The organism is Citrobacter sp. RHBSTW-00017 (assembly GCF_013797615.1).
GTDB classification, from domain to species: domain Bacteria; phylum Pseudomonadota; class Gammaproteobacteria; order Enterobacterales; family Enterobacteriaceae; genus Citrobacter; species Citrobacter braakii.
Genome location: NZ_CP056899.1, coordinates 4,804,687 through 4,818,250, shown reverse-complemented (window position 1 = coordinate 4,818,250; position 13,564 = coordinate 4,804,687). Strand labels below are relative to the sequence as shown.

General features: G+C 53.1%; 11 protein-coding genes. 5 read left to right on the top strand and 6 right to left on the bottom strand.

What is annotated here, in order from left to right:
• Positions 1-8 precede the first annotated feature (8 nt).
• The 4 genes from hslV to priA form a co-directional block, all read right to left on the bottom strand.
• On the bottom strand, positions 9-539 hold the full coding sequence (gene hslV, locus HV037_RS23185) for an ATP-dependent protease subunit HslV (RefSeq protein ID WP_003028805.1): 531 nt from the start codon (positions 537-539) through the stop codon (positions 9-11).
• A 91-nt stretch (positions 540-630) separates the two neighbouring features.
• Positions 631-1,605, bottom strand: a complete 975-nt coding sequence (gene ftsN / locus HV037_RS23180; RefSeq protein WP_071600361.1) for a cell division protein FtsN — start codon at positions 1,603-1,605, stop codon at positions 631-633.
• A gap of 93 nt (positions 1,606-1,698) precedes the next feature.
• Positions 1,699-2,724 carry a DNA-binding transcriptional regulator CytR gene (cytR, locus tag HV037_RS23175; RefSeq protein ID WP_016157916.1) on the bottom strand — a complete coding sequence of 342 codons (1,026 nt, stop codon included), beginning with the start codon at positions 2,722-2,724 and terminating at the stop codon, positions 1,699-1,701.
• Between the two features lie 156 nt (positions 2,725-2,880).
• Positions 2,881-5,079 (bottom strand): primosomal protein N', encoded by a 2,199-nt coding sequence (gene priA / locus HV037_RS23170; RefSeq protein WP_016155264.1) that lies wholly within the window; start codon positions 5,077-5,079, stop codon positions 2,881-2,883.
• A gap of 257 nt (positions 5,080-5,336) precedes the next feature.
• On the opposite strand from priA, the gene rpmE reads away from it, so the two are divergent.
• From rpmE to HV037_RS23155, 3 genes are all read left to right on the top strand, one after another.
• Positions 5,337-5,549 (top strand): 50S ribosomal protein L31, encoded by a 213-nt coding sequence (rpmE, locus tag HV037_RS23165; protein WP_103284379.1) that lies wholly within the window; start codon positions 5,337-5,339, stop codon positions 5,547-5,549.
• Positions 5,550-5,888: 339 nt separating this feature from the next.
• A complete protein-coding gene (locus tag HV037_RS23160; protein WP_103284378.1) occupies positions 5,889-6,569 on the top strand; it encodes an oligogalacturonate-specific porin KdgM family protein in 681 nt (226 codons plus the stop codon).
• Between the two features lie 87 nt (positions 6,570-6,656).
• The gene (locus tag HV037_RS23155; RefSeq protein WP_016157919.1) at positions 6,657-8,081 is read left to right on the top strand and encodes a glycoside-pentoside-hexuronide (GPH):cation symporter; all 1,425 of its coding nucleotides are present in this window, start codon (positions 6,657-6,659) and stop codon (positions 8,079-8,081) included.
• A 53-nt stretch (positions 8,082-8,134) separates the two neighbouring features.
• On the opposite strand, the gene metJ is transcribed toward HV037_RS23155, so the two are convergent.
• Positions 8,135-8,452 carry a met regulon transcriptional regulator MetJ gene (gene metJ, locus HV037_RS23150; protein WP_003825168.1) on the bottom strand — a complete coding sequence of 106 codons (318 nt, stop codon included), beginning with the start codon at positions 8,450-8,452 and terminating at the stop codon, positions 8,135-8,137.
• A 265-nt stretch (positions 8,453-8,717) separates the two neighbouring features.
• Between metJ and metB the strand changes: the two genes are divergently transcribed.
• Together metB and metL are read left to right on the top strand one after the other, a co-directional pair.
• On the top strand, positions 8,718-9,878 hold the full coding sequence (gene metB, locus HV037_RS23145; RefSeq protein ID WP_016155267.1) for a cystathionine gamma-synthase: 1,161 nt from the start codon (positions 8,718-8,720) through the stop codon (positions 9,876-9,878).
• A 2-nt stretch (positions 9,879-9,880) separates the two neighbouring features.
• Positions 9,881-12,313, top strand: coding sequence for a bifunctional aspartate kinase/homoserine dehydrogenase II (metL, locus tag HV037_RS23140; RefSeq protein WP_016155268.1), 2,433 nt, complete (start codon positions 9,881-9,883; stop codon positions 12,311-12,313).
• Here the strand turns inward: metL and HV037_RS23135 are convergent.
• Complete coding sequence (locus HV037_RS23135; protein WP_103284377.1) at positions 12,288-13,463, bottom strand: cytoplasmic protein; 1,176 nt, start codon at positions 13,461-13,463, stop codon at positions 12,288-12,290. The genes metL and HV037_RS23135 overlap by 26 nt on opposite strands.
• Positions 13,464-13,564: the final 101 nt, after the last annotated feature.

Here is a 13,564-nt window from a genome sequence, read left to right as displayed (position 1 = left end):
GGGGATCCTTACGCTTTGGAGTTCAATTCTTCGATGGTATGGAAGTGGTTGGTATAAATGCAGATATCCCCTGCAATATCCAACGCTTTCTCAGCAATCTCGCGTGCGCCAAGCTCGGTGTTTTCCAGCAGAGCGCGTGCAGCAGCTTGGGCGTAGGGACCGCCGGAGCCGATGGCAATCAGATCGTTTTCTGGCTGGATGACGTCGCCGTTACCGGTGATGATGAGTGATGCAGTTTCATCCGCAACGGCCAGCAGCGCTTCGAGTTTGCGCAGCATACGGTCGGTACGCCAGTCTTTTGCCAGTTCAACGGCAGCTTTCACCAGGTGACCCTGGTGCATTTCCAGCTTGCGTTCAAACAGTTCAAACAGCGTGAATGCATCCGCAGTACCGCCCGCAAAGCCCGCGATGACTTTGTCGTTGTACAGACGGCGGACTTTCTTCACGTTGCCTTTCATTACGGTGTTACCCAGTGTGGCCTGACCATCACCGGCGATTACCACATGGCCGTTACGGCGTACGCTTACTATTGTTGTCACGAGCAGACCCCTTGGTTACAAATGCAAAACACAGGCCCCGCGCAGTATGCGGGGCGTAATGCAAGTATAGATGGGGGGGATTTTGGGGGTTTCAACCCCCAGTGGCGAGTCGAATGCAGTTTGTGTGACCAGCAACTTTCAGGCGGCTGATGGTGTTGTCGGCATTCTCTTTGCCTTTGACCGGACCAATGACCACGCGATTCCAGCCGTTATTGGTGGTAATACGTGAGTTGAAGCCTTCAAAAGCCAACTGCGCGCGCACGGTTTCTGCCTGCTCAGCGCCTTTAAATGAGCCGCACTGTACCATCCAGCGGCGTTCATCTTTTTTCTCCGCCGTCTGTTTTGGCGGCTGCGTTTCATTTGTTATCGGCGCGGCCGGCTGCGTTTTCGGCTGAGCGGCGGTGGTATGCGCAGGTGTTTGCAGTAGATCCTGATACGGCTGTTGGGCCGCAGGTTTTGGCTGCGCCTTCGGCTGCTGTACCGGTGCGGTTTGCGCAGTACGCGTTTGCTGCTGCTGGTACGGCTGTTCTGTTACCCGTTGGCGCGGCTGTTGAGCCTGCTGTTGGGTGTTATTCCACTGCTGCTGTTGCACCTGACGTTGACGCTGCAGCGTTTGCTGGCGTTGTTCAGCAGTTTGTTCGTTCCACGGTACTTCGTTGAGCTGCGTTGGCTGTTGGCGCATATCGGCCTGCATTTGCGCCAACAACTGGCGCTGCTCATTGGTAAGCTGATCGGCGTTCAGTACCTCGCCGCCTGCAGACGGTTCGGTAGGCGCACGTACGCCAGGCTGACGGCTTTCCAGCTCTTTGATGTATCGCCAGCGCTCTTCCGGTTTTGGCGGGATGCCATTACCGGTGACTTTCTGGTTTTGCAGCGTTTCGGACTCTTCTTTCTTGTGATGCGTAATGAAGTACAGACCACCGATAAAGGTCACGAGTACGGCTGCAGCAATAGCAACCATAGCGGGCGATACCGCAGGCGTATTGCGTTGTTTTTTCCGTGATGTGCTCTTCTTGCGCCGCGAAGGTGCCGGTTGGCCGCGACGTACATAATCTCGTTGTGCCACTATCGTTTCGCTGTATTTATTCGTTCGTCAGCCCGCCATGTTACTTAAGCGGCGGGCCTTTGACCAGACAGGGGAGTCCGAAAGCACTTTACTTTACGTCAGTGCCCGGGTAGTGCCCCGAATAATAAGCTCGCAGTCCAGTAAACGTGAGCCACTGCTGACGTTCTGACCTTGTAGTTGATCGAGCAGTAACAGCATAGCTTCACGTCCGATATCGAAACGCGGCTGTGCGACGGTTGTCAGGGGTGGATCACAAAATTCCGTGAGCGAAATATTATCAAAGCCAATGATGGATAAATCGTCAGGTACCTTCAGACCCTGACGTTTGGCGTAAGAGAGTGCCCCCAGCGCCATGACATCGCTGTGGCAAAAGACCGCAGTAGGTGGCTGTGGAAGCTCAAGGAGTTGCTTAAGCGCATTGGCTCCCGCTTCATAGGTAAAGTCACCGCGCGCGATGAAATGCGGATCGACCGTAATTCCACTGCGGCGCAATGCCTGAACGTAACCTTGCAGACGGTAATGGCACAGCGGCATATCCTCTGGTCCGGCGATACAGCCAATGCGTTTATGCCCCAGTTCCAGCAGATAGTTCATCGCGTTGAAGGCGGCGGTGAGATTATCAATGTGCACGGTGGGGAGTTCCAGCTCTGGCGCGAACTCGTTGGACATGACCATCGGCGGCAAGTTGCGCTGCTCTTCCACGCTGGCATCAAACGGCAGGCGCGAACTGAGCAGCACCATGCCATCGATCTGCTTGGTGATAATGAGGTTGAGGAAGGTCTTTTCCTGCTGATTCTGGTGGGCGCAGTCGCCGATAAGCACCAGATATCCCTGCTCAGCGGCGGTCACTTCTATGCCGCGAATCACTTCGCTAAAAAACGGATCGCAGATATCCGGCACAATCACCAGAATGGTACGTGATTCATTACGCTTAACGTTGCGTCCCATTGATTGGGGTAAATATCCCACTTCCAGCGCTGCCTGTTCAACCTTGTTACGGGTTGACTGCGAGACTTTGTCCGGGTTCATTAATGCGCGGGATACGGTTGCCGTTGAGACTTTCGCCTTCAGAGCAACATCTTTCATCGTAGCGGCGGCAACCTGCTTATTCGGTTTCACTCTTTCTCCTCGCCAGAGAGCTGCTGGCACAGACTCGTCCTTGAATAGCCTTCATCTGAAACATTTTTATCAGATAGTTAATGGAAGCGGTTACAGAATTTTCATAAAAAGTGTGATGGATCTTTAATTTTACGATCCGCCTCGCATCGTGAGGGATTATCCCTCGATGGGATCGACATCCAGCACCCATTTAACCTTACGTGCATCGGGTAACGTATTGATCAGCGCCAGCGTGCCGCTGACGATATGCTGCAGGCGAATTCGCGACGGATGTTGCAACAAAATTTGCCAGCGATAGCGACCGCCGCGCTTGGGAGCCAGGGCGGGAACCGGGCCGAGCACCCACAGTTTGTCATCGGCAAGCGGACTGGCCTGGATCAGATTTCGCAACTGTTGTAAGAACATAGGCGCATGCTGGTTGTTATGATCTTCTGCCCGCACGATCACATGGCTGGTCCACGGTGGAAGCTGGAGCGTTTGTCGCTCGGCCAGCGCCTGCTCGGCAAACGCGTCATAACCTTTGTACAGCAAAGTTTGCAGCAGCGGATGCTCAGGATGGTGCGTTTGTAGCACCACTTCGCCCTGTTTCCCGGCGCGTCCTGCTCGCCCGGAGACCTGCGTGTAAAGCTGGGCGAAGCGTTCTGCTGACCGGAAATCTGCAGAGAACAGCGCGCCGTCAACGTCCAGAAGCGCCACCAGGGTGACGTCCGGGAAGTGGTGGCCTTTGGCCAGCATTTGCGTGCCGATCAGAATTCGTGCGCCGCCGCGATGTACTTCCGCCAGATGCTGCTCCAGCGACCCTTTACGGCTGGTGGTGTCGCGATCGATGCGTGAGATTGGCACGCCGGGGAAAAAAGGGGCCAGAGCCTGCTCAAGCTGTTCGGTGCCGAGTCCAACCGGAACCATATGCGTTGAGCCGCAGGAAGGGCACTGACGTGGTATTGGGCGCTGGCTGTCGCAGTGGTGGCAGCGTAAATGGTGCTGTGCCTGATGCAGCGTGTAGTAGTGATCGCAGCGCGGACATTCGGCAATCCAGCCGCAGTCATGGCACAGCAGCGCAGGAGCAAAGCCCCGGCGGTTCAAAAACAGAATCACCTGGTTATCCGCCTGCAGGTGCTGACGCATACGGGTGATAAGCGCAGGGGCGAGTCCGGCCTGCACCTGCTGACCTTTGAGATCCAGCACGTGCTGAGTGGCGGGGCGCGCATTTCCGGCACGTCGCGTCAGGCGTAGCATGCGATATTTTTTCTGTCGCACGTTGCACAGCGTTTCCAGAGCCGGAGTGGCTGAGCCGAGAATAATCGGGATCTGCTCGCTGTGGGCGCGATAAACCGCGAGATCGCGCGCATGATAGCGCCAGCCTTCCTGCTGTTTATAAGAGCTGTCATGCTCTTCGTCGATGACAATCACGCCGAGATTTTTAAACGGTGTAAACAGCGACGAGCGCGTGCCGATAACAATCGCCGCTTCGCCATTTTTTGCTTTCAACCAGGCCGAAAGACGTTCGCTGTCGTTCAAACCGGAGTGCAGGACTTCGACTGGCGCATTGAAGCGTTCGCGAAAACGGGCAATAGTTTGCGGCGTCAGGCCAATCTCCGGCACCATCACCAGCGCCTGTTTGCCCTGGGCCAGGACATTTTCCAGTACGCTTAGATAGACCTCTGTTTTGCCTGAGCCCGTCACGCCCGCTAATAGCCAGGCGCTAAAACTGTCCGCGGCGCTGTGAATTGCTCCGACGGCGGTGGCTTGCTCGGTGTTCAGTCGAAGACGCTCACCGGAAACCGCGTAGTGGGTACGCCAGTCGCTAAAACCAGGCGTTTCGCTCGCCAGATCGCACAGCCCTTTTTTCCGCAGCGCCTGTAATGCGGCGTCATTAAATTCGAGCTCAGCCACCTGGTCGCGCCAGATTTTTCCCTGGCGTAGCGCAGCCAGCGCCTGCTGTTGCTTGGGAGAGCGCTTGAGGCTGTTGAGATCAATAACCTGACCTTCTTCAGTGGCAAACCAGTACCATATAGGCGCGTTTGTCGCCGGGCGTCCCTGGCGCAGCAGAATCGGCAGGGCGTGAAACAGTACGTCGCCGATAGGATGGTGATAATAGTCAGCCGCCCACAACAGTAGACGCCAGACGGAGGTCGAATAAACCGGCTCGCTGTCCAGCACTTCGAGAACGGCTTTCAATTCGCTCAGCGGCAGTTCGCTGTGCTCGCTGACGGATAGAACGATGCCCACGCGCTCCTGTTGCTTGCCAAAGGGCACGCGTACACGACACCCAGCTTTGGCGCTCATGCCTTCTGGCAGAAGGTAGTCAAAGGTGCGAGGTAGCGGAACGGGTAAGGCAACGTGCGCAACGGGCATTGAATCATCCTGACTTGAAATCTGGCGGGTTAGTATACACATTAGTGAAGGGTAGAATGCGGATCAGTTTGCATGAGCAGGTTAATTTCTGTATGATTCGCCGCCTTTGATGCAAATTGATTGCGTCAAACAATGACCATTACCCGAGAGTTTCAGGCTGTTGATGCAGCGTGAAAGGTGACGGGGAATAATTAACATCGCGTGGTGTCTGGCGTTAGGGCTGGAAGAGCGACGCGGCCTTAAACCGAGGTTTTCCCATGAAAAAAGATATTCACCCGAAATACGAAGAAATTACTGCAAACTGCTCTTGCGGTAACGTCATGAAAATCCGCTCTACCGTCGGTCACGATCTGAACCTGGACGTGTGCGGTCAGTGCCACCCGTTCTATACTGGCAAGCAGCGTGATGTTGCTACCGGTGGCCGTGTTGATCGCTTCAACAAGCGTTTCAGCATCCCAAGCAGCAAGTAAGTTTCAGCTGTCAGAAAAAAGCGCCTTATGGCGCTTTTTTTGTATCTGCGCCTGCAGACTGAAATTCGTATTGATGTATTGAATAATGTCTTTTATTTAATAAATAAAACAGCGTTTTTATTTTTACGATAAAATGTTTCAACTGGTGATCTGCGTCCTTTTTATCTTCTTGTTTTTGCCACTTATGCCAATCTTTGGCAAAATACCAAAGGTTTCTTCCTTCTTTCTAAAATACACTTTCGTGGAAATATAAAATTATTCTTATTCCTTCATCGTTTCTTCATTTATGGACGGAGCGAGATGGGCAATTTCCTAGATTTAGTGTGAAGAGGGATGGTCATGAAATTTAAATCCGCGTTATTACTGATTTCATTATTCTCTGCGGCCGCGCAAGCGGGTTATGTTGATTATCGACATGAATATTATGATGATGGTCGTAATTACGACCGTGTTTATATGTCGCATCGTTTTGCTACGGGGTTTGGTGTCGCAGTCGAGGCCATTTCACGTTCCGAAAATACGCAATCTAATGATGCGTGGAATAATATGGAAAGTAATGGCAACGAGTATACGGCGAGCTACCAGTTCACCTGGAAGGACCTTGTCTGGCAGCCGGGTATTGCGATCGAAATGGGCGATAACATCGCGATTTATAAGCCTTATATCCGCGTGCAGTATAACATCAATGACCATTGGTGGACCGCGTTCCGCTATCGTCAGGAGTACATGCGCAGAAACACTGACGGCAAGGATGACCGCATGGTCTATCGTCCGGAAGCATGGCTCGGTTATAACATCAATGACTGGATGTTTGAGCTAAATGGCATTTATAAAATTGCCGATAGCGAAGATTTATATAACAACCGAAAAGACGATTACGAATATAACTTCCGTGTGGCGTATAAAATAGGCTCATGGGTTCCATTTGTTGAGGTGGGTAACGTTTCCTCGGGGTATAACACCACAACCACAGACGATCGTCAGACCCGCTATCGCGTTGGTCTCGGTTATAACTTCTGACCATTAATACACTTCGTATCGATTTATTACGCTGAGCATCGGTATACGCATAGTTTGCGTGAATAATGTGTCTAAGGAGTTAACATCATGTCTAATGATGGAACAATGATCGGAAGCAATCAAAATATTGCCGTCAGGCCTTTCGGATTAAGAGATAAATTCGGTTATTTATGTGGTGACCTCGGAACCTGTTTTATTCTTGGACTGGTAAATAGTTTTTTAATGATTTATTACACCAACGTACTCGGTATTTCCGGTGTTATTGTTGGTTCACTCTATTTTGTGACCAAACTCTTTGATGCGTTTGTCGACGTTGGCGTAGGGCGCTTATGTGATACCTCTAAACTGACGGTACATGGGCGATTTAACCCCTGGGTGCGCCGCATGAAGTACCCGTTTTGCATCATTGCGGTCGTTCTGTTCCTGCCGTTTGTGCATGATTTTTCTTATACGACGAAAATTATCTACATCTGCTGTTCCTATTTTATTTACGGTTCGCTGTTATCGACAGTGAGTATTCCGTATGGCGCCATGTCTGCGGCGATTAGCTCGAATCCGGAAGATCGCGTATCGCTGTCAACCTGGCGCAGCGTAGGGTCCGCCATCGGCGGCGGGACAACCGGCTTTTTTATTCCGATCCTGATGTACACCACTCTGGTGGACGGAAGCCAGGTGATCTCTGGGCAGCATTTCTTCTGGATTGCCATTGGTTGTTCTGTGCTGGGGTTTATCTTTTTAACGTTGACCTGTCAGTTAACGACGGAACGCGTGCGGGTGGAAAGAAAAGAGAGCATGCCGGTTTCTGTGCTGCTGAAGGGGTTGATACGCAATAAAGCGCTGATTGTTTTAGTGGTTGTGGATCTGCTGATTGTGATTAATCAGGGGTTGTCTGGTACCAACATGACTTACCTGTTTAATGACTATTTCCATAACAAAGAGGCCATGTCCGTTGCATTGCTCTTCACCTTTGGCTCTCTGGTTTTGCTGGCACCCTCAGCATCCTGGCTCACGAAGCGTTTTGGTAAGAAAGAAGCCAGCGTAGGCGCGCTGCTCTTTGCGGTAGCCATGTATGTGATTATGTACTTCACCCACATTACCGACGCGAAGGTTTATTTGGTTTTCCTGTTCCTGGCGACGCTGGGGGCCGGGTTATTCAACCTGATGATTTGGGCGTTTATGACCGATGTGTGTGATTATCACCAGTATGTCACCGGCGATCGTGAAGATGGGACCGTCTATGGCGTGAACTTCTTCGCCCGCAAGGTTGGCCAGGCGTGCGCAGGGGCTATTGGCGGCTTTATGCTGGCCATCATTGGTTATCAATCTTCGTCAACGGGTGGCGCTGTGCAAACCAGCATTGTGCAGGAAAACATCTATACGATGGCGAATCTGTTACCGGCTTTATGCCTGTTCTTGGCAGCGGTCATTCTGATTTATTTCTATCCATTGAACCGTAAAGAGACGCTCAAAATGGAAGAAACATTGAATAAGATTAATGGTATCAGTAAGTAACGTAGTGAGAAGCGGCGGGAGTAATCCCGCCTTTTCTCATCTGTCTTGAAAAATCAGTATTCCCACGTTTCCGGGTTGATACCCAGTTCACGCATGATTACCTTTGCTTCTTCCGGGATTTCATCGCTGCGCTCTTTACGCAGGTCGTCATCGTTGGGTAATGGTTGCCCGGTAAAAGCATGCAGAAACGCTTCACACAGCAGTTCGCTGTTGGTGGCGTGACGCAGGTTGTTAACCTGACGACGCGTGCGTTCATCGGTAAGGATTTTTAACACCTTCAGAGGAATGGAAACCGTAATTTTTTTGACTTGCTCACTCTTCTTACCGTGCTCAGCGTATGGGCTGATATATTCGCCGCTCCATTCAGCCATGAGATACCTAATCCTCTTTGTCATTAATATTGAGGCCAGAACCTGAGCCCGGACCATAATTGCGCGTAGTTTATCGTAGTGGCGTGGCCCTGACACGAAGTAAGCCGACGCAGATGTACGCTAATGCATATAATTTTAACGGCTATTTCCGGTTTGCTCAATCTATACGCAAAGAAGTTTAGATGTCCAGATGTATTGACGGCTATCGTAACTATGATTACTCTGGTGTCTGACTTTTCACCGACTCAGCCAGGATCTCCTCAATATGACGCGTAAACAGGCCACCATCGCAGTGCGTAGCGGGTTAAATGACGACGAACAATACGGTTGCGTTGTCCCGCCGATCCACCTCTCCAGCACCTATAACTTTACCGGTTTTAATGAGCCTCGCGCCCATGACTATTCGCGTCGCGGTAACCCAACGCGTGATGTCGTTCAGCGTGCGCTGGCGGAACTGGAAGGTGGGGCGGGGGCAGTACTGACCAATACCGGCATGTCGGCGATTCATCTGGTGACTACGGTATTCCTCAAGCCTGGCGATCTGCTGGTCGCACCGCACGACTGCTACGGCGGAAGCTATCGTCTGTTTGACAGCCTGGCAAAGCGTGGCTGTTATCGCGTACTGTTTGTCGATCAAGGAGATGAGCAGGCGTTGCAGGCGGCACTGGCGGAAAAACCGAAGCTGGTGCTGGTAGAAAGCCCAAGCAACCCGCTGTTGCGCGTGGTGGATATCGCGAAAATCTGCCAGCTGGCGCGCGAGGCTGGTGCGGTCAGCGTGGTGGACAACACTTTTTTAAGCCCGGCACTGCAAAATCCACTGGCATTAGGCGCCGATCTGGTGTTGCATTCATGCACGAAATATTTAAACGGTCACTCCGACGTAGTGGCTGGTGTGGTGATAGCAAAAGATCCGGAAATGGTCACTGAACTGGCATGGTGGGCGAATAATATTGGTGTGACCGGCGGCGCGTTTGATAGTTATCTGCTGTTGCGCGGCCTGCGTACTCTGTCACCTCGTATGGAGGTGGCGCAACGTAATGCTCAGGCGATTGTGGATTATCTGCAAACTCAGCCGCTGGTGAAAAAATTGTATCACCCGTCATTGCCGGATAATCAGGGCCATGAGATTGCCGCGCGTCAGCAAAAAGGGTTTGGCGCGATGTTGAGTTTTGAGCTGGATGGCGATGAGCAAACGCTGCGTCGCTTCCTCGGCGGGTTGTCATTGTTTACGCTGGCGGAATCGTTAGGGGGCGTTGAAAGTCTGATCTCCCATGCCGCAACCATGACACACGCGGGAATGGCGCCAGAAGCGCGTGCTGCTGCCGGAATTTCGGAAACGCTGTTGCGTATCTCCACCGGTATTGAAGATGGCGAAGATTTAATTGCCGACCTGGAAAATGGCTTCCGGGCTGCAAACAAGGGGTAAACATGAGTGTGATTGCGCAGGCAGGGACGAAGGGTCGTCAACTGCACAAATTTGGTGGTAGTAGTCTGGCTGATGTGAAATGTTATCTGCGTGTTGCAGGCATTATGGCGGAGTACTCGCAGCCTGATGACATGATGGTTGTTTCAGCCGCAGGCAGTACCACTAACCAGTTGATTAGCTGGCTAAAATTAAGCCAGACCGATCGTCTGTCTGCGCATCAGGTTCAACAGGCGTTACGTCGCTATCAGAGTGAGCTTATCAGCGGTTTGTTACCTCCTGAGGTGGCGGATGGGCTGATCGGCGCGTTTATTCACGATCTGGAGCGTCTGGCCGGGTTACTCGACAGCGGCGTGAATGATGCCGTCTATGCTGAAGTCGTCGGGCATGGCGAGGTGTGGTCGGCGCGTTTGATGTCTGCCGTCCTTAACCAACAGGGGCTGGAGTCAGCCTGGCTGGATGCGCGCGATTTTTTACGTGCCGAGCGCGGCGCTCAGCCGCAGGTGGATGAAGGTCTTTCTTACCCATTGCTGCAGCAACTGCTGGCGCAGCATCCGGGCAAACGCCTGGTCGTTACCGGTTTCATTAGCCGTAGCAACGCCGGTGAGACGGTACTGCTGGGGCGTAACGGCTCCGACTACTCGGCGACGCAGGTTGGCGCGTTGGCGGGGGTTTCCCGCGTAACCATCTGGAGCGATGTCGCCGGGGTTTACAGCGCGGATCCGCGTAAAGTAAAAGATGCCTGTCTGCTGCCGCTGCTGCGTCTGGATGAAGCCAGCGAGTTGGCGCGTCTGGCGGCTCCGGTTCTCCATGCCCGCACCCTTCAGCCGGTTTCCGGCAGCGATATCGATCTCCAGTTGCGTTGTAGCTATACGCCGGAGCAGGGATCGACGCGTATTGAACGCGTGCTGGCTTCCGGTACCGGGGCACGTATTGTGACCAGCCATGACGACGTTTGCCTGATTGAGTTTCAGGTTCCCACTGGCCAGGACTTTAAACTGGCCTATAAAGAGATTGATCAGATTTTAAAACGCACCCAGGTGCGTCCGCTGGCAGTGGGTGTGCATCCTGACCGCCAACTGCTGCAATTTTGCTATACCTCCGAAGTCGCTGATGGCGCACTGAAAATTCTGGATGAAGCTGGCCTGCCGGGCGAACTGCGTCTGCGCCAGGGGCTGGCGCTGGTGGCGATGGTTGGGGCGGGCGTCACCCGTAACCCGCTGCACTGCCATCGCTTTTGGCAACAGCTGAAAGGTCAGCCGGTCGAATTCACCTGGCAGTCGGAAGAGGGCATTAGTCTGGTCGCCGTCTTGCGTACCGGGCCAACGGAGAGCCTGATTCAGGGTCTGCACCAGTCAATCTTCCGCGCGGAAAAACGCATTGGTCTGGTGCTGTTCGGCAAAGGCAACATTGGGTCGCGTTGGCTGGAGCTGTTTGCCCGCGAGCAGAGCACGCTCTCGGCGCGTACCGGATTAGAGTTCGTGCTGGCAGGAGTGGTTGATAGTCGCCGTAGCCTGCTGAATTACGAAGGGCTGGATGCCAGTCGCGCATTGGCCTTCTTCGATGACGAGGCGGTAGAACAGGATGAAGAGTCATTGTTCCTGTGGATGCGTGCCCACCCGTATGATGATTTAGTGGTGCTGGACGTCACTGCCAGCGAGCAGTTGGCGGAGCAGTATCTGGATTTCGCCAGTCATGGCTTCCACGTTATCAGCGCCAACAAGCTGGCGGGGGCGAGCAGCAGTAATAATTACCGCCAGATTCATGACGCCTTTGAAAAAACCGGTCGCCACTGGCTGTATAACGCCACCGTCGGCGCAGGCTTGCCGATCAACCATACCGTGCGCGATCTGATTGATAGCGGAGATACTATTCTGTCTATCAGTGGGATCTTCTCCGGCACGTTGTCGTGGTTGTTCCTGCAATTTGATGGCACGGTCCCGTTCACCGATCTGGTGGATCAGGCGTGGCAGCAGGGTCTGACTGAACCTGATCCGCGCGTGGATCTTTCCGGCAAAGATGTGATGCGCAAGCTGGTGATTCTGGCGCGTGAAGCGGGTTACGACATCGAACCGGACCAGGTACGCGTAGAATCTCTGGTGCCTGCGCACTGTGAAGCAGGTTCTATTGACCATTTCTTTGAAAATGGCGATGAGCTGAACGAGCAGATGGTGCAACGCCTGGAAGCGGCACGTGAAATGGGACTGGTGCTACGCTATGTGGCGCGTTTTGACGCTAACGGTAAGGCACGCGTTGGCGTTGAAGCGGTACGCCCTGAGCACCCGCTGGCGGCACTACTGCCGTGCGATAACGTCTTCGCCATTGAAAGCCGTTGGTATCGTGATAACCCGCTGGTCATTCGCGGACCGGGGGCGGGCCGCGATGTGACCGCCGGGGCGATTCAGTCAGACATCAACCGTTTGGCGCAACTGCTGTAGTTTTTGTTGCCGGATAACATGTGTAAACATCGCCCTCAATGAGGGCGTTGTATTTATCTGCCAGCGATCTTATCGCCTGAAACACCGAATGGGCAGAGTAACGGGTACTTTGCTGAAATTCTGTCTGTTGCCGCAACCAGGCGAGAAAACGATGGCTTGCCGCCAGGGTTATTGACGCGCTTTCTTCAACCCGCCCCTGCGTTAACAAACACACCATTTTACGCATATCGCCTCGTTGCCAGATTTGCCACTGATTTCGCCACCATCCCTGATACGTTTTACCCAGCAATTGCCAGGGCAGCGTGCGCTGATCGCTATTCATTTCTTCATCAATAAACCACAGCGAGGCGCGATGATGGCGAAACTGTTCCGCCCATGCGGTAATCGCTGCGCCGCGCAGGAAGCATTCGTGGGCAATAATATGGGTTTTTACCTCTGGCCACAGATGGCTCAGCAGGCGGAAATGCCCATGGGCAGTAATGACCGGGCGTAAAATCGCGCCGCTGGCGTTCCGTTTGAGTATGGCGCTGCCGTACTGGATTTCATCAAACTGGCTGCGGCGTAAAAACTGGGTTTCCCGCTGACTCACTCGCTCAATGATATCGTCGTGAATGACTGTTGGCTCAGCAGTGCCACGCCAGCGGTAAAGCAATGATATGCCGGCAGTGTGCGGCGTGAAGTTGCTGGAAATATGCAGAACATTGCCGCGAATAGCGTCAAAAGAGAGTAATACATAGAGTTGCTGGCCTGCACTAACGCCCTGAAAAGGGACGAGCAAGGGAATCGTCGCTATTTGTTCTGGCAAAACGATGCCGGTGGGAGGCGCCTGCTTTGGTGTCCACACTTTTTTGCAGTTTCGGCACTGGACGCGCTGGCTGCCCTGCGGATTATGCCCATAGCGGATGATTTCTCGTTGGTAGCAACATGGGCAAAACTGACCACGATTAGCGGCGAAATCCGCTAAATATGCCGACAACCAGCAACGGAACTGTTCCTCATCAAACAGCGGTGGAAGGCTGCCGCATGCCCGGCAATGCAGTGCGGCATAACCCAGCCGATATTCTGGCCAGCTGTAATCAGCTGAGCTCGCCAGCCCCAGATTTTTGCAGCCAAAGGATTTGCAGCAATTGATAGTGAACAGTGACGTCATCCTGTTACCAACGATTTTTAATGGTCGTTGATTTTGGCCTGCAACTATCACCGATGGATGTGAGTTTTCTCACATAAAAAAACCTTTCAGAACGTAACGTA